Source organism: Mycolicibacterium lacusdiani (genome assembly GCF_021916785.1).
GTDB lineage: Bacteria > Actinomycetota > Actinomycetes > Mycobacteriales > Mycobacteriaceae > Mycobacterium > Mycobacterium lacusdiani.
Window position 1 is genome coordinate 719,518 of sequence record NZ_JAKCFC010000002.1, and the last position, 15,714, is coordinate 735,231.

Sequence of the window (15,714 nt, forward strand, 5' to 3'; positions counted from 1 at the left end):
ACATGGCACTTCGCCCATTCATCACTGCAGGCGTGGCCTTTGCTGCTGCCGGCGCCGTCGCCGCCACGGTCGCCATCGCGCCGCCGATGTCGCCTGGCGAAGTCAAGGTGGCGCAGAAGACGCAGGTCGACCTGAACGCGAATCTCACGGATCTGATCAACACGTACTTCGGTGAGTTCCCCGGTGACCCCGACAACGCAGGCACCATTCACGCATTCGGGGTGCTCCAGCAGCTGCTGCAGAACGCCAACGTGAACGACCCCCGCGGAACCGAAGTTATCGACTCGTACTTCGAGGCGGGCCTGTCCGACGTCGTCCGACTGCTTCTGACTCGCGACTATCCGAACCAGAATGATCCGACGCCGTTCCAGATCAACACCTTCTTCAACGAAGGGCTCAGCGAAGTAGCGCGCTACCGACTGCTCGCATACCAGGCTGACCCAACGCTGCGGGCTCAAATCAACACGTTCTTCGGTGATTCTCTGAACGCCGACGGTTCGGAGAACATCGCGCAGAACGGGTTCCAGGGTCTGTTCTACGACGCGCTCGTCGGCACCGGTCTAAGCGTGGACCAGCGGCGGCTGCTCGACACGTTCTTCAATGCACCGACGATCTACAACTCGCAAGCTGTGCCGGTGTTTCAGCCGATTCTCGACGAGGACGGCGAGCCCGTGCTCGACGAAGACGGCAATCCGACGTATGTGCAAGCCGTCGATGCAGAAGGCGATCCGATCTTCGATGAGAACGGCGACCCCGTCTACGTCATCAGTGGATATCTCGGCAACCCGAACCCGGCCCGCCGCGGCAGCTTCGGCGTCATTTACAACACCATCCGGAACACCGGGTTGAGCCCGGATCAGCAGGCCACTCTGGATCAGTTCTGGGATGGTGGCGCGACCGAGGTCGTCAAGCAGCGGCTGCTCGCGAGCACGGGAGACCCCACGCAGAAGCTCGACATCGAAACGTTCTTCGATGGCGGCATATCGGAGAACTTCCGGTGGCGGCTGGTTGCAGGTGCAGGCGACCAGCGATCCAAGGATTTGTGGAATGAGTTCTTCGACAACGGCGTGACCGGTGTCGTCCGCTACCTCCTGACGGGTCCCGTGCCAGAGGTGGAGAGTCCGCCGGTGCCAGTGGAGGTTCCCGAGACCGAGGCGTTGAAGGTCGCCGCGACTGACAGTGACGTAGAGACACTTCAGGCGGCCGATGTGAGTGGGGCCGAGGAGTCCACGGCCGACTCATCCGCTCCTGCCCCGACCGCGCTGCGCGCTGCACCGGTGCAAGCGGCCGCAGAGCCAGCACCAGCGACCGCACCCGTCGAATCCACCTCATCGGTGAAGCAAGAGGCCGTCGCGGAGGAAGAAGAGGACACCGAAGTCAAGGACGGCAACAAGGTCGAGCCGGTCATCATCGTCCCCGGAGGCGGCGGCTCGTCCGACGGCGTGCGCGGCGGCGGAGCGTGGGGTGTCTTCAAGCCCGCGTTCAAGGCCATCGACAGCATGATCAAGGGCGGCAAGACCCCCGCAGGCAGCACGAGCGGCGGCACCACCGATGGTGGCGCCACCGACGGCGCTGACAACGACGGTGGCGGCGACGGCGAGTAGCCACTGACGCACGACAAGACGTCGGCCCCTTCCGCTCGCGGCAGGGGCCGACGTTCGTCAGGGGTTCTTGCGCTTCTTGCGCTTGATGCCGACGCTGCCCCAGAGCGAGAAGCCGCGGATGGTCACCTGCGGTGCACCAGGGGAGCCGACGTCGCCGATGTGCTCGAACGACCCCATGACCCCGACACCGTGGACGTCGACGTTGATCTCGGGCGGCAGCAGAATCGTCTGCCCGCCGAAGATCGAGTACGAGTGGATCTCCACCTCGGGTGACGTGAAGTCGGCGTAGCGCAGGTCGATCACGCCACCACCGAACAGGGCGAACGACGTCACGCGGCGCGGCACGTTCCAGCGGCCCCGCCGTTCGAAACCGCTCATGATCGCCAGGAGCAGGGTCGACGGCGCGGGGTGGCAGGCGCCGCCGCTGCGACCCGATGCCGTCGCCACGTCGGGCAGGTCGGCACTGAGGCGCTCGAGTTCGTCGAAGGTCTGAGCGGCGTACGCCTTGGTCAACCGATCCTCGTAATCGGCCATCTGCAACCGGCCCTGGGATGCGGCCTCGGTGAGGAGTTGAGCAACGTGGATGCGATCCGTGTCGGCAGCGCGCTTCGACCCGTTGCGCGACGCTGGAGTGCTCATCGACACGAGCCTACGACGAACCTCGGTACATGCAAGGGGCGGACCTCATCCAACTCGGCAACGTCGCCTCGAAGTGTCGGCGGCGACTACCCACGACGCTACGCCGACGCCCAGCGGGGCGGCCGCTTCTCCAGGAAGGCCAGCATGCCCTCGCGGGCCTCCTCCGAGACGAACAGCGCGGCGGATTGCTCGGCCAGCGCGTCGGCGTGCTGGTCGAACGACTGCAGGATCGACGCGGTCGTGAGCGCCTTCGACGCGGCGAGGCCCTGCGGCGAACCCTTGGCGACGTCGGCGGCCAGCGCTGCGACGGTGCCCGCCACGTCGTCGGAGGCGACCGTGATGAGCCCGATGGCCGCCGCCTCGCCGGCGCCGAACTTCTCACCGCTGACGAAGTAGCGTCCCGCGGCGCGCGCCGTCATCTTCGGCAGCAGGGTCAGCGAGATCACCGAAGGTGCAACGCCGATGCGCGCCTCGGTCAGCGCGAACGTGCTCGCCGGCCCGGCGACCACGATGTCGCAGGCGCCGACCAACCCCAGACCGCCTGCGCGAACGTGCCCGTCGATCGCCCCGATCACCGGCACCGGAAGCTCGAGGATGGCGCGCAACACCTGGGTCATCTCGCGGGCGCGGTCGACTGCCAGGTCGCCGGGATCGCGGCCTGCCGCCTCGCTGAGATCAGCACCCGCGCAAAACGTGCCGCCCTCGTGCCCGAGGACGACGCACCGCACCGTCGGGTCGGCCGCTGCGGTCGCCAGCCCGTCGTGCAACTGGGTCACCAACGCGGTGGACAGCGCATTGCGGTTGTGCGGTGAGTCCAGCGTCAGGCGTGCGACGCCCGCCTCGACGGAGTAGTGGACGAGTGTGTCAGCGCTCATCAGTACGACCGGGGGAGGCCCAGCGACGTCTGCGCGACGAAGTTCAGGATCATCTCGCGGCTGACCGGTGCGATGCGGGCCAGCCGTGACGCGACGAGCACCGACGCGATGCCGTACTCCTTGGTCAAGCCGTTGCCGCCGAGGGACTGCACGGCCTGGTCGACGGCGCGCACCGACGCCTCGCCCGCGGCGTACTTCGCCATGTTCGCGGCCTCTGCGGCGCCGCCGTCGTCGCCGAGGTCGTAGAGCGTCGCGGCCTTCTGCATCATCAGCTTGGCCAGTTCGACCTCTATGTGGTTCTGCGCCAAAGGATGCGAGATGCCCTGGTGCGCACCGATCGGCGTCTTCCACACCTGCCGCGTCTTGACGTACTCGGTGGCCTTGTTGATCGCGAAGCGTCCCATGCCGACGGCGCTCGCCGCACCCATGATGCGCTCCGGGTTGAGGCCCGCGAACAGCTGCGCGATCGCGGCGTCCTCGGAGCCGACGAGCGCATCGGCAGGCAGCCGGACGTCGTCGAGGAACAACTGGAACTGGTTCTCCGGGCTGACGATCTCCATGTCGATCTTGGTCCACGACAGGCCGGGAGCATCGGTGGGCACGATGAACAGCGCAGGCTTCAAATTTCCGGTCTTCGCCTCCTCGGTGCGGCCGACCACGAGGATCGCCTGGGCCTGGTCGACGCCCGAGATGTACACCTTCTGTCCGGACAGGATCCAGTCGCTGCCGTCGCGGCGCGCGGTCGTCGTGATCCGGTGCGAGTTGGATCCGGCGTCGGGCTCGGTGATCGCGAAGGCCATCGTGATGGACCCGTCGGCGATGCCGGGAATCCAGCGCTGCTTCTGCTCTTCGGTGCCGAACTTGCTGATGATGGTGCCGTTGATGGCGGGGGAGACCACCATCAGCAGCAGCGCGCAGCCGCTCGCGGACATCTCCTCCATCACCAGCGACAGCTCGTACATCCCGGCGCCGCCACCGCCATACGCCTCGGGAAGGTTCACGCCGATGAAGCCGAGTTTGCCTGCCTCTTCCCACAACTCGGTGGTGTGCTCACCGGCGCGGGCCTTCTCGAGGTAGTACTTCTCGCCGTAGTTGGCCGAGAACTGCGCGACGGCCTTGCGCAGTTCCTTCTGCTCGTCGGTCTCGATGAAGCTCATTGGTTTCTCCTTGAATCAGTCTTGGTCTGCGACTCGGGCCAGCACGGCGCCCACGTCCACCTGTTGGCCCGGATCGACGTTCAGTTCGGTGAGCACGCCACTGCTCGGCGCGGCGATGGTGTGCTCCATCTTCATGGCTTCCAGCCAGATCAGCGGCTGGCCGGCCGTCACGCGGTCGCCCACCGCGGCGGCGACCCGGATCACCGAGCCCGGCATCGGCGCCAGCAATGAACCCTGAGCGACGGCGGCGTCGGGATCGCCGAAGCGCGGTTGTGCGGTGAGTCGCACCGACCCGAGCGGGCTGTCGACGAACACGGTGTCGCCATAGCGCGCGACCCCGAAGGAACGCTCGACGCCGTCGACCGCCAGCACCACCTGCTCCGGTGCCGAGGACACCAGCGCCACGTCGGCGTCGTCGGGCAGCTCGAGGCGACCGCGCGTGAACCGGTACCGGACCTCGATCTCGTCACCGCTCGCGTCGGTGAACCGCTTCACCTGGTGACCCGACGGAAGGTTGCGCCACCCGCCGGGAACGGCGCGCAGAGCCGTTGCGCGGCTCCGGTTGTGGGCCGCATCGGCCAGCGCCGCGGCGATCGCCGACAGGCGGGCGGCACCGGGTGCGGTCGACGGAGCCGCCAACTCGGCCAGGCCGTGCGTGTCGAAGAACGCGGTGTCGGTGGCGCCGTCGATGAACGCCGGGTGCCGCAGCACGTTGACCAGCAGGTCGCGGTTGGTGGTGATGCCGTGCAGCCGCGTCCTGACCAGGGCGTCGGCGAGCACGGCCGCGGCCTGCCTGCGGGTTGGCGCGTACGAGATGACCTTGGCCAGCATCGGGTCGTAGAAGATCGACACCTCCGAGCCGTCCACCACGCCGGTGTCGACGCGCACGCCGACCGAGCCCAGGGTGGTGAACGCCGCCCGCGCCGTCGGCACGTCGAACCGGTGCACGGGGCCGGCTTGGGGCTGCCAGTTCTTCGACGGGTCCTCGGCGTACAGGCGCACCTCGATCGAATGACCTCGCGCGGGCGGAGGCTGCGGGTCCAACCGGCCGCCGTCGGCCACGTGCAGCTGCAGTTCGACGAGGTCGAGCCCCGTCGTCTCCTCCGTCACCGGATGCTCGACCTGCAGGCGGGTGTTCATTTCAAGGAAGAAGAAGGACCCCGCCCCGGGGCCATCTGAGTCCGCCATGAACTCCACGGTGCCCGCGCCGGTGTAGTCGATCGCCTCGGCGGCCAGGCGGGCGGCTTCGAACAGCTTGTCCCGCATGCCCTCGACGCGCTCGACGAGTGGTGACGGGGCCTCCTCGACGATCTTCTGATGGCGGCGCTGGATGGAACACTCACGCTCTCCGACGGCCCACACCGTGCCGTGCGCGTCGGCCATCACCTGCACCTCGACGTGATGACCGGTGGCCAGGTAGCGCTCGCAGAACACCGTCGCGTCGCCGAACGCGGACTGTGCCTCGCGCTGCGCTGCCTCGACCTGCTTGGGCAGTTCGGCCAGATCGCGGACCACCCGCATGCCGCGGCCGCCGCCACCGGCAGACGCCTTGATCAGCACGGGCAGTTGTTCGGCGGTGATCGTCTCGGGGTCGAGTTCGGCCAGCACCGGCACACCCGCGGCGGCCATCATCTTCTTGGCCTCGATCTTGCTGCCCATCGCCTGTACGGCCGGGACCGGCGGGCCGATCCATACCATTCCTTCGTCCTGCACCGCGGCGGCGAATTCTGCGTTCTCCGAGAGAAATCCGTACCCGGGATGAATCGCGTCGGCACCGGACGCGCGGGCCGCGCGGATCAACTGCGCGACGTCGAGGTACCCGTTGCGGCCATCGAGGCGCACGCGGGCATCGGCCTCGGCGACGTGGGGGCTCGCGGCGTCGGGGTCGGTGTACACCGCGACGGTGCCGATGCCGAGCCGTCGGCACGTGGCGAACACGCGTCGGGCGATCTCGCCGCGGTTGGCGACCAGGACTGTGGTGATCACTTCACTCCCTCTGCGATTTCGGCGCGGAAACCCGCGGTCACCGCGGCAAGGCGCGCCGAAATCGCCAACGTCATGGCGCTCACATCCGGAAGACGCCGAAGTTCGACGTCCCCTCGATCGGGCCGCTGGCGATGGCGGACAGGCACATCCCCAGCACGGTGCGGGTGTCGCGCGGGTCGATGACCCCGTCGTCATACAGCCTGCCGGACAAGAACATCGGCAGTGACTCGGCCTCGATCTGCGCCTCGACCGCAGCGCGCAGGGCGGCGTCGGCGTCTTCGTCGACCTGCTGGCCGCGGGCCTCGGCCGCCGCCCGGCTGACGATCGACAGCACGCCCGCCAGTTGCGTGCCACCCATGACGGCGGACTTCGAACTGGGCCACGCGAACAGGAAGCGCGGGTCGTACGCCCGACCGCACATGCCGTAGTGGCCTGCGCCGTAGGACGCGCCGATCAGCAGCGAGATGTGCGGGACCGTGGAGTTCGAGACGGCGTTGATCATCATCGAGCCGTGCTTGATCATCCCGCCTTCCTCGTACTTGCGGCCCACCATGTAGCCGGTCGTGTTGTGTAGGAACAGCAGTGGCGTGTCTGAGCGGTTGGCCAGCTGGATGAATTGGGTCGCCTTCTGCGACTCCTCACTGAACAGCACGCCGCGGGCGTTGGCCAGGATGCCGACGGGATAGCCGTGCAGCGTCGCCCAGCCCGTGACGAGCGACCCGCCGTAGAGCGGCTTGAACTCGTCGAAGTCCGAACCGTCGACGATGCGCGCGATGACCTCGCGCGGGTCGAACGGGATGCGCAGATCGGCGGGCACGATGCCGATCAGCTCCTCTGCGTCGAACACCGGCTCGACGACGGGCTGCGGGGTCGGGCCCTGCTTGCGCCAGTTGAGGCGCGCGACGATGCGCCTACCGATGCGGACGGCGTCGAGTTCGTCGACGGCGAAGTAGTCGCCGAGACCCGATACGCGCGAATGCATCTCGGCGCCGCCGAGCGACTCGTCGTCGGACTCCTCGCCGGTGGCCATCTTCACCAGCGGGGGACCGGCGAGGAACACCTTCGAGCGTTCCTTGATCATCACCACGTGGTCGGACATGCCGGGGATGTACGCCCCACCGGCCGTCGAGTTGCCGAACACCAGCGCGATCGTGGGAATGCCCGCCGCCGACAGCCGGGTCAGGTCCCGGAACATCCGGCCGCCCGGGATGAAGATCTCCTTCTGCGTCGGCAGATCGGCGCCACCCGACTCGACCATCGAGATCACCGGCAGCCGGTTCTCGAGGGCGATCTGGTTGGCGCGCAGGATCTTCTTCAACGTCCACGGGTTGCTGGTGCCGCCCTTGACCGTCGGATCGTTCGACACGATCAGGCACTCGACGCCCTCGACGACGCCGATGCCCGTCACCACGCTGGCGCCGACGGTGAAGTCGGTGCCCCAGGCCGCCAGCGGGCTCAGCTCCAAGAACGGCGAGTCCGGGTCGAGCAGCGCCTCGACGCGTTCGCGGGCGGTGAGCTTGCCGCGGGCGTGGTGGCGCTCGACGTACTTGGTGCCGCCACCGGCCAGCGACTTGACGTGCTCGGCGTCGAGTTCGGCGATCTTGGTCGCCATCGCCTCCGTTGCACCGGTGTAGGTGGCCGAACGGACGTCGATCGTCGACTTCAGGGTGGTCACGACTGATATCCAAGCGTCTTGGCGGCCAGCCCCGTCAGGATTTCGGTGGTCCCGCCGCCGATGCCGAGAATGCGTATGTCGCGGTACTGCCGCTCGACCTCCGACTCGACCATGTAGCCCATGCCGCCGAACAACTGCACTGCCTGATTGGCCACCCACTCGCCGGCCTCCACGGCGGTGTTCTTCGCGAAGCACACGTCGGTGATGAGGTTCTGGTCACCTGCAATTTGACGCTCGACCAGTGCCCGGGTGTACACGCGGGCGACGTCGGTCCGCCGGGCCATGTCGGCGAGCGTGTTCTGCACCGACTGCCGTGAGATCAACGGGCGGCCGAACGTCTCGCGGTCGCGGCACCACTGCACGGTCAGGTCGAGGCAGCGTTGGGCGCTGGCGTACGCCTGCGCGGCCAGACCCACCCGCTCGGAGACGAACGCCGCGGCGATCTGCAGGAAGCCGGTGTTCTCGGCGCCCACCAGGTTCTCGACGGGAACGCGGGCGTCGGTGTAGGCGAGTTCGGCGGTGTCGCTGGAGCGCCACCCCATCTTCTCGAGCTTGCGGGTGACCTCGAATCCCGGTGTGCCCCTGTCGACGACGATCAGCGACACGCCCGCTGCCCCCGGTCCGCCCGTGCGCGCCGCGGTGACCACGTAGTCGGCCCGCACGCCCGAGGTGATGTAGGTCTTCGCGCCGTTGACGACGTAGTGATCGCCATCCCTGTCGGCCCGGGTGGTCAGGTGCCCGACGTCGGAGCCACCGCCCGGCTCGGTGATGGCCAGCGAGCCGATTTTCTCGCCGCGCAGCGTGGGCCGGACGTAGGTGTCGATGAGCCGCTCGTCGCCCGAGGCGATCATGTGGGGAACCGCGATCCCGCACGTGAACAGCGACGCGAATACGCCACCGGGCACACCGGACTGGTGCAGCTCCTCGCAGATGATCACCGCGTCGGCGCCGTCCCCGCCGCCTCCGCCCACGGCCTCTGGATAGGGCGCGCCCAGCAGGCCCGCCTCACCGGCGGCCAGGTGCAGCTCACGCGGTATCTCTCCGGCGCGTTCCCATTCGTCGACGTGGGGGAGGATCTCGCGTTCGGCGAAGGTGCGCACCGTCTTTCGAAGCGCGTCACGCTCGGGGGTGGTCCAGATGCTCACGGCAGAAGTCCTTCCGGGATGTCCATGTAGCGGGCTCTCAGCCATTCGCCGAGCCCCTTGGCCTGCGGGTCGAAGCGGGCCTGATGTGCGACGCCCTGGCCGAGGATGCCCTCGATCACGAAGTTGACCGCACGCAGGTTGGGCAGCAGATGTCGGGTGACGGTGAGATCCGCGGTCTCGGGCAGCAATTCGCGCAGTCGATCCACGGTGAGCGTGTGGGCCAGCCACTGCCACTGCTCGGGAGTGCGCACCCACACCCCGACGTTCGCGTCGCCGCCCTTGTCGCCGCTGCGTGCACCCGCGATGGTCCCTAGTGGCATGCGGCGGGTCGGTCCGTCTGCGGGGGCGTTGGGCACTTCGGGCGCGTCGACGGGCTGGAGTGCCTGGGTCTCCTCGGCCGGTGCGATGTCGACGCGGGTGCCGTCACCATGGACCGCGACGTGCGGGACGTCGGTCGCGTCGACATAGCCGGCGGTGAAGACGCCGTAGATCTGGCCGTCGGCAGGCGGTGCAGTCGTGGTGAAGCCCGGGTAGCTCGCGAGCGCCAGTTCCACTGCGGCAGAGGAGAAGTGGCGTCCCACCTTCTTGGGGTCGGAGTCCCGGACGACGCAGCGCAGCAGCGCGCTGGCGGCCTCCTCGGTGTCGGCGTCGGGATGGTCGGTGCGCGCGAGCGTCCACTCCATCTCCGCGGGCTCGACGGTCAGGTTGGACTCCAGCTGCCGGCGCACCAGATCCGCCTTGGCCTCGATGTCGAGCCCCGTCAGCACGAACGTCATCGCATTGCGGAAGCCGCCGACCGAGTTCAGCGAGACCTTGAGCGTGGGCGGCGGCGGCTCGCCGCGCACTCCGCTGATCCGCACCCGGTCGGGTCCGTCGTCGGCCAGCGTCACGCTGTCGACGCGCAGCGTCACGTCGGGATTGGCGTAGCGCGCGCCGCCGATCTCGTAGAGCAGCTGGGCGGTCACGGTGTCGGTGCTGACCAGTCCGCCGGTGCCGGGGTGCTTGGTGATGACCGACGATCCGTCCGCGTCGATCTCGGCGATTGGGAAGCCGGCGTGCATCAGATCGGGCACTTCGGTGAAGAACGCGAAGTTGCCGCCGGTTGCCTGGGTGCCGCACTCGATGACGTGTCCCGCGGCGACGGCGCCGGCGAGCGCGTCGTAGTCGGTGCGGCTCCAGCCGAAGTGCGCGGCGGCAGGACCGACGATCACCGACGCGTCGGTCACCCGGCCCGTCACCACGACGTCGGCGCCGCCGAGCAGGCAGTCGGCGATGCCCCACGCGCCGAGGTAGGCGTTGGCCGCAAGAGGCTGACCTAGGCCAAGGTCGTCGGCACGGTTGATGAGGTCGTCGCCCTCGACGTGCGCGACGTCGACCGTCAGACCAAGGCGCTCGGCGAGGGCTCGGACGGCCTCGGCCAGGCCTGCCGGATTCAGCCCGCCTGCGTTGGCGACGATCTTCACTCCGCGATCGAGCGCCGACCCCAGCGATTCCTCCAGCTGGGTCAGGAAGGTCTTGGCGTATCCCCGCTCCGGCGACTTCGCGCGGTCGCGGGCGAGGATGAGCATGGTGAGTTCGGCCAGGTAGTCACCGGTGAGGTAGTCCAGGTCGCCGCCGGTGATCATCTCCCGCATGGCCGCGTGGCGGTCACCGTAGAAGCCCGAGCAGTTGCCGATGCGCACCGAATCTCGATTCATTGCCAACGTAACAGGGCTCCCATCGCCATCGACGGCTCTCAACCAACCGGTAGGTTAGCCGATACCTCCGGTAACGCGTCAAGGCTCGCTCCGTGCGTCCGCGGCGGCGACGGCCGACGTTTTGGACGCTACGCAGGTCGGCGGCTATCCTTCTAGGCAACCGTTGGCCGCTGTCGTATGCGCGGCAACACCCCTGATCAAGGAGATGCTCGTCATGGCCGTGCCCAAGCGGAGGATGTCGCGCTCGAACACCCGTAGCCGTCGCGCGCAGTGGAAGACCGAGGCCACCGGGCTCGTCAACGTCAACGTCGCTGGTCAGCAGCACAAGGTGCCGCGTCGCCTGCTCAAGGCCGCCCGCCTCGGCCTGATCGACCTCGGCCGCCGCTGACGCACCGCGCCAGTCTGACGGCGCGCCTCTCAGCCCAGTCTCAGACAGTGGGTTGAGACTGTGGCTGTGCGAATACTTGTCGTAGACGATGATCGCGCTGTCCGCGAATCCCTCCGCCGTTCACTCTCCTTCAACGGCTACTCGGTCGAATTGGCGCAGGACGGCGTGGAAGCCCTCCAATCCATTGCGAGCACCCGCCCCGATGCGGTGGTCCTCGACGTGATGATGCCGCGCCTCGACGGACTCGAGGTCTGCCGACAGCTCCGCAGCACGGGCGACGATCTGCCCATCCTGGTCCTCACCGCGCGCGATTCGGTCTCCGAGCGCGTGGCCGGCCTCGATGCCGGCGCTGACGACTACCTTCCGAAGCCGTTCGCACTCGAGGAACTCCTGGCCCGGATGCGTGCCCTGCTTCGCCGCGCGACGCCCGAGGACGACGGCGAGTCGGTGGCAATGACGTTCTCCGACCTCAGCCTGGACCCCGTCACCCGCGAGGTCATGCGCGGCGAGCGCGCCATCAGCCTCACCCGCACCGAGTTCGCGCTGCTCGAGATGCTGATCACCAACCCCCGCCGGGTGCTGACTCGCAGCCGGATCCTCGAGGAGGTGTGGGGCTTCGACTTCCCGACGTCGGGCAACGCGCTCGAGGTCTACGTCGGTTATCTGCGCCGCAAGACCGAGGCCGAGGGAGAACCGCGACTGATCCACACCGTGCGCGGCGTGGGTTACGTGTTGCGCGAGACCCCGCCCTGATGGTTCGGGTGAAGCCGTGGCGCAAGCGGCGGCCCAATCCCTCCGGCCGCCCGGCCACCGACGTACTGCACGACGTGAGTTCGGTGTCGTTGCGTTGGCGGGTGATGCTGCTCGCGATGTCGATGGTGGCCATGGTCGTGGTGCTCATGGCGGTCGCGGTCTACGTGGTGGTGTCCCGCGCGCTGTATCAGGACGTCGACAACCAGCTGCAGAGCCGCGCCAAACTGCTCATCGAGAGCGGGTCGTTGGCGGCCGACCCCGGCAAGGCGATCGAGGGAACGGCGTACTCCGACGTCAACGCCATGCTGGTCAATCCCGGCCGGTCGATCTACACCGCCAACCAGCAGGGGCAGACCCTGCCGCTCGGACCGCCCGAGAAGGACGTCATCACCGGTCATCTCAGGATGTCGCTGCGCACCATCAACGGGCAACGGGTGCTGGCCTACCACCTCAACAACGGCAGCTCGCTGCTGATCTCCAAGAGCATGGAGCCGACGGGGCGGGTGCTCAGCCGGTTGGGCACGATCCTGCTGATCGTCGGCGGCCTCGGCATGGCCGTCGCGGCGATCGCCGGCGGCACCGTCGCGCGCACCGGGCTGAGACCCGTTGCCCGCCTCACCCAGGCCGCCGAACGGGTGGCGCGGACCGACGATCTGCGCCCGATACCCGTGCACGGGAGCGACGAACTGGCGCGTCTGACCGAGGCGTTCAACATGATGCTGCGCGCGCTCGCCGAGTCGCGCGAACGCCAGGCCCGGCTGGTCTCCGACGCGGGCCACGAACTGCGCACCCCGCTGACCTCGCTGCGCACCAACGTCGAGCTGCTGATGGCGTCACAGCAGCCCGGCGCCCCGCGGCTGCCCGACGAGGAGATGGACGATCTGCGCACCGACGTCATCGCACAGATCGAGGAGTTGTCGACCCTCGTCGGCGACCTCGTCGACCTCACCCGCGATGACGAGGGCATCGCCGTGCACGAGCCCGTGGACATGGCCGAGGTGGTCGAGCGCAGCCTCGAACGAGTTCGGCGGCGCCGCAACGACATCGAGTTCGACGTCCTCCTGGAGGGCTGGCAGGTCGACGGCGATGCCGCTGGTCTGTCGCGCGCCGTGCTGAACCTGCTCGACAACGCGGCCAAGTGGAGTCCGCCCGGCGGACGCGTCGGGGTCCGGCTGGTCCAGATCGATCCGGTCAACGCAACGCTCGTCGTCGCCGACCACGGCCCCGGCATCCCCGCCGACGAACGGGCACTGGTCTTCGAGCGCTTCTTCCGCTCGACGGCCGCGCGGGCGATGCCCGGCTCGGGCCTGGGGCTGGCGATCGTGAAGCAGGTCGTGCTGAAACACGGTGGGACACTGTGGATCGAGGACACCGTGCCTGGCGCCGACCCGCCGGGGACCTCCATCCACGTGGTGCTACCCGGTCGCCCCATGGCGACACGCGCGGGCGCTGCAGTGGACGGGTCGAACGCGGGCGTCGATGATTGAGGGTGATTGGTCTGGCGGTCGGGAGAAAGTCTCGGCCTGCCCCGAAGAATCTCTAAGTGGATTCTCAGCCCAGGGGGGCACTGTCTGGACGAGCGTTTCGTTGTACGTACTGATCGACCAGGCACCGATTCGAAGGAAGAGCGCAGACCGCAGATGACGAACCACCCGAGGTATTCGCCGCCGCAGCCGCCGCAGGGCCCGCGTCCCGGTGGCTATGACCACGCGGCGCCTGGTTACCCGGGTGGGCAGGCTCGTCCAGGTCCGCAGCAGCCGAACTACGACTGGCGCTACGCGACCCAACAGCACGGCTACCGCGGCCCGCACGATCCGTACGCCGGGGGTCCGCAGACCCGCGTCATGCCGGGTGGGCCGGTGCCCGCGCAGCAGACCCGTTCGCGCGCAGGCGCTTTGACGGTCGGAGCGCTCGCGATCGCACTGGTGTCGGCCGGAATCGGCGGCGGTGTAGCAACGCTGGTCGAGCCCGACCGGGCATCGGTGTCCTCGGTCTCCGGTGCAACCCCCGGCGAGCCCGCGGCCAGCCTGCCCGCCGGCTCCGTCGAGCAGGTCGCCGCCAAGGTCGTTCCCAGCGTGGTCAAGTTGGAGACCGACATGGGCAGGCAGTCCGAGGAGGGCTCGGGCATCATCCTGTCGTCCGACGGACTGATCCTCACCAACAACCACGTCGTCTCGGCTGCCAAGGACGGCGGCCCCGGCGGCGGTGCCGTCCAGACCAAGGTCACCTTCGCCAACGGAGCCACCACGTCGTTCACCGTCGTGGGCACCGACCCGAGCAGTGACATCGCCGTGGTCCGCGCCGACAACGCCAGGGACCTGACGCCCATCACCGTGGGCTCCTCGGGCAATCTGCGCGTCGGCCAGGACGTGGTGGCCATCGGATCGCCACTCGGACTCGAGGGCACCGTCACCACCGGAATCGTCAGCGCGCTGAACCGGCCCGTGGCCGCAGGCGGCGATGTGAAGAACCAGAACACCGTGCTCGACGCGATCCAGACCGACGCCGCGATCAATCCGGGTAACTCGGGCGGCGCGCTGGTGAACATGAACGGCGAACTCGTCGGCGTGAACTCCGCGATCGCCACGCTGGGCGGCGATTCGGCGCAGTCGCAGAGTGGTTCGATCGGGCTCGGCTTCGCCATCCCGGTCGACCAGGCCAAGCGCATCGCCGACGAACTCATCCAGAACGGCACCGCTTCGCACGCCTCGCTGGGCGTGCAGGTGGGCAACGACGCGGCGGCGGACGGCGCCAAGATCGTCGACGTCACCAGCGGTGGCGCTGCGGCGGCCGCAGGTCTGCCCAGCGGCGTCGTCGTCACCAAGGTCGACGACCGGGTGATCGGCAGCGCCGACGCGCTCGTGGCAGCCGTCCGCTCGAAGGCGCCCGGCGACCAGGTCACGCTGACCTACCTCGATCCGTCGGGCAAGCCGCAGACCGTGCAGGTCACCCTTGGCAAGGCCGCCCAGTGACCATCGCGCCGGGGCGACCCGAGCTGAGAATGGTCACGCCCGCGTCGGTCGGGCCATATACGGTTGAGTTCATGGAACAGCCGTCGGAACTGGTGGGCCGCGCGCTGGTCGTGGTCGTCGATGATCGCACCGCGCATGGCGACGAGGAGGACCACAGCGGTCCGTTGGTCACCGAACTATTGGGTGAGGCGGGATTCGTCGTCGACGGGGTCGTCGTCGTGGCGTCCGACGAGGTCGAGATCCGCAACGCGCTCAACACCGCCGTCATCGGCGGCGTCGACCTGGTGATCTCCGTCGGTGGCACCGGTGTCACGCCGCGCGACGTCACGCCCGAGGCCACGCGCACGATCCTCGACAGGGAACTCCTCGGCATCTCCGAGGCGCTGCGGGCGTCCGGGTTGTCGGCGGGCATCGTCGACGCCGGCGTCTCCCGCGGCCTGGCCGGCATCTCCGGCAGCACGCTCGTCGTCAACATCCCCGGTTCACGTGGCGCGGTACGCGACGGCATGGCCACTTTGGGTCCGCTCGCGACTCAGGTCATCGCCCAGCTATCCAGCCTGGACATCTGAGCCGGTGTTCAGGCGACCGGACCTCGGTCTCGGTCTCAGGGGCACAGGTGGAGCAATGCTCGTGGTGACGCCAAACCTCGTACGTCACACCCGTGTTGTGTTAACGCACGGTGAACAGCGCCGATGCGCCAACTGTGATCTTCGTCACACCGGGTGGATCTCATGAGCGACCCAGCGCGGCCAACGCGGGATGTAGTTAACAAGATCTTCGGCGAATCCATTCCCACTATCACTAGTGACGAGCGCGACGACAC

Annotated in this window: 13 protein-coding genes; 6 read left to right on the forward strand and 7 right to left on the reverse strand. The window is 68.3% G+C overall.

What is annotated here, in order from left to right; all coding sequences use genetic code 11:
* Positions 1–2 precede the first annotated feature (2 nt).
* Positions 3–1,604: a hypothetical protein gene (locus LOK44_RS08450; RefSeq protein ID WP_237569527.1), complete on the forward strand. Its 1,602-nt coding sequence runs from the start codon at positions 3–5 to the stop codon at positions 1,602–1,604.
* A gap of 57 nt (positions 1,605–1,661) precedes the next feature.
* Here the strand turns inward: LOK44_RS08450 and LOK44_RS08455 are convergent, their stop codons facing one another.
* The 7 genes from LOK44_RS08455 to LOK44_RS08485 form a co-directional block, all read right to left on the reverse strand.
* Positions 1,662–2,243 (reverse strand): DUF1707 SHOCT-like domain-containing protein, encoded by a 582-nt coding sequence (locus LOK44_RS08455; protein ID WP_237569528.1) that lies wholly within the window; start codon positions 2,241–2,243, stop codon positions 1,662–1,664.
* 98 nt (positions 2,244–2,341) lie between these two features.
* Positions 2,342–3,118, reverse strand: coding sequence for an enoyl-CoA hydratase family protein (locus tag LOK44_RS08460; RefSeq protein WP_237569529.1), 777 nt, complete (start codon positions 3,116–3,118; stop codon positions 2,342–2,344).
* Complete coding sequence (locus LOK44_RS08465) at positions 3,118–4,275, reverse strand: acyl-CoA dehydrogenase family protein (RefSeq protein WP_237569530.1); 1,158 nt, start codon at positions 4,273–4,275, stop codon at positions 3,118–3,120. Before LOK44_RS08465 ends, LOK44_RS08460 begins: the two co-directional genes overlap by 1 nt.
* A gap of 15 nt (positions 4,276–4,290) precedes the next feature.
* Positions 4,291–6,261 carry an ATP-binding protein gene (locus LOK44_RS08470; protein WP_237569531.1) on the reverse strand — a complete coding sequence of 657 codons (1,971 nt, stop codon included), beginning with the start codon at positions 6,259–6,261 and terminating at the stop codon, positions 4,291–4,293.
* 79 nt (positions 6,262–6,340) lie between these two features.
* Complete coding sequence (locus tag LOK44_RS08475; protein ID WP_237569532.1) at positions 6,341–7,936, reverse strand: acyl-CoA carboxylase subunit beta; 1,596 nt, start codon at positions 7,934–7,936, stop codon at positions 6,341–6,343.
* Positions 7,933–9,081, reverse strand: a complete 1,149-nt coding sequence (locus LOK44_RS08480; protein WP_237569533.1) for an acyl-CoA dehydrogenase family protein — start codon at positions 9,079–9,081, stop codon at positions 7,933–7,935. Before LOK44_RS08480 ends, LOK44_RS08475 begins: the two co-directional genes overlap by 4 nt.
* Complete coding sequence (locus LOK44_RS08485) at positions 9,078–10,778, reverse strand: acyclic terpene utilization AtuA family protein (RefSeq protein ID WP_237569534.1); 1,701 nt, start codon at positions 10,776–10,778, stop codon at positions 9,078–9,080. Before LOK44_RS08485 ends, LOK44_RS08480 begins: the two co-directional genes overlap by 4 nt.
* 214 nt (positions 10,779–10,992) lie before the next feature.
* Here LOK44_RS08485 and rpmF point away from each other — a divergent pair, with 214 nt between their 5' ends.
* The 5 genes from rpmF to LOK44_RS08510 all read left to right on the forward strand — a co-directional run bounded on the left by rpmF (position 10,993) and on the right by LOK44_RS08510 (position 15,460).
* The gene (rpmF, locus tag LOK44_RS08490; RefSeq protein WP_237569797.1) at positions 10,993–11,166 is read left to right on the forward strand and encodes a 50S ribosomal protein L32; all 174 of its coding nucleotides are present in this window, start codon (positions 10,993–10,995) and stop codon (positions 11,164–11,166) included.
* A gap of 66 nt (positions 11,167–11,232) precedes the next feature.
* Complete coding sequence (locus LOK44_RS08495; RefSeq protein ID WP_237569535.1) at positions 11,233–11,919, forward strand: response regulator transcription factor; 687 nt, start codon at positions 11,233–11,235, stop codon at positions 11,917–11,919.
* Positions 11,919–13,406, forward strand: a complete 1,488-nt coding sequence (locus LOK44_RS08500) for a HAMP domain-containing sensor histidine kinase (protein ID WP_237569536.1) — start codon at positions 11,919–11,921, stop codon at positions 13,404–13,406. The genes LOK44_RS08495 and LOK44_RS08500 overlap by 1 nt, the downstream gene beginning before the upstream one ends.
* Positions 13,407–13,559: 153 nt before the next feature.
* Entirely contained in the window at positions 13,560–14,891 is a 1,332-nt protein-coding gene (locus LOK44_RS08505) for a S1C family serine protease (protein WP_237569537.1), read from the forward strand.
* A gap of 71 nt (positions 14,892–14,962) precedes the next feature.
* A complete protein-coding gene (locus tag LOK44_RS08510) occupies positions 14,963–15,460 on the forward strand; it encodes a MogA/MoaB family molybdenum cofactor biosynthesis protein (RefSeq protein ID WP_237569538.1) in 498 nt (165 codons plus the stop codon).
* Positions 15,461–15,714 lie beyond the last annotated feature (254 nt).

What these genes read in the sequence shown, in the direction of transcription:
- LOK44_RS08465 (WP_237569530.1), bottom strand. Translation starts at nt 4,275, where the DNA reads ATGAGCTTCATCGAGACCGACGAGCAGAAGGAACTGCGCAAGGCCGTC.
- LOK44_RS08500 (WP_237569536.1), top strand. Translation starts at nt 11,919, where the DNA reads ATGGTTCGGGTGAAGCCGTGGCGCAAGCGGCGGCCCAATCCCTCCGGC.
- LOK44_RS08505 (WP_237569537.1), top strand. Translation starts at nt 13,560, where the DNA reads ATGACGAACCACCCGAGGTATTCGCCGCCGCAGCCGCCGCAGGGCCCG.
- LOK44_RS08450 (WP_237569527.1), top strand. Translation starts at nt 3, where the DNA reads ATGGCACTTCGCCCATTCATCACTGCAGGCGTGGCCTTTGCTGCTGCC.
- LOK44_RS08485 (WP_237569534.1), bottom strand. Translation starts at nt 10,778, where the DNA reads ATGAATCGAGATTCGGTGCGCATCGGCAACTGCTCGGGCTTCTACGGT.
- LOK44_RS08460 (WP_237569529.1), bottom strand. Translation starts at nt 3,118, where the DNA reads ATGAGCGCTGACACACTCGTCCACTACTCCGTCGAGGCGGGCGTCGCA.
- LOK44_RS08455 (WP_237569528.1), bottom strand. Translation starts at nt 2,243, where the DNA reads ATGAGCACTCCAGCGTCGCGCAACGGGTCGAAGCGCGCTGCCGACACG.
- rpmF (WP_237569797.1), top strand. Translation starts at nt 10,993, where the DNA reads ATGGCCGTGCCCAAGCGGAGGATGTCGCGCTCGAACACCCGTAGCCGT.
- LOK44_RS08510 (WP_237569538.1), top strand. Translation starts at nt 14,963, where the DNA reads ATGGAACAGCCGTCGGAACTGGTGGGCCGCGCGCTGGTCGTGGTCGTC.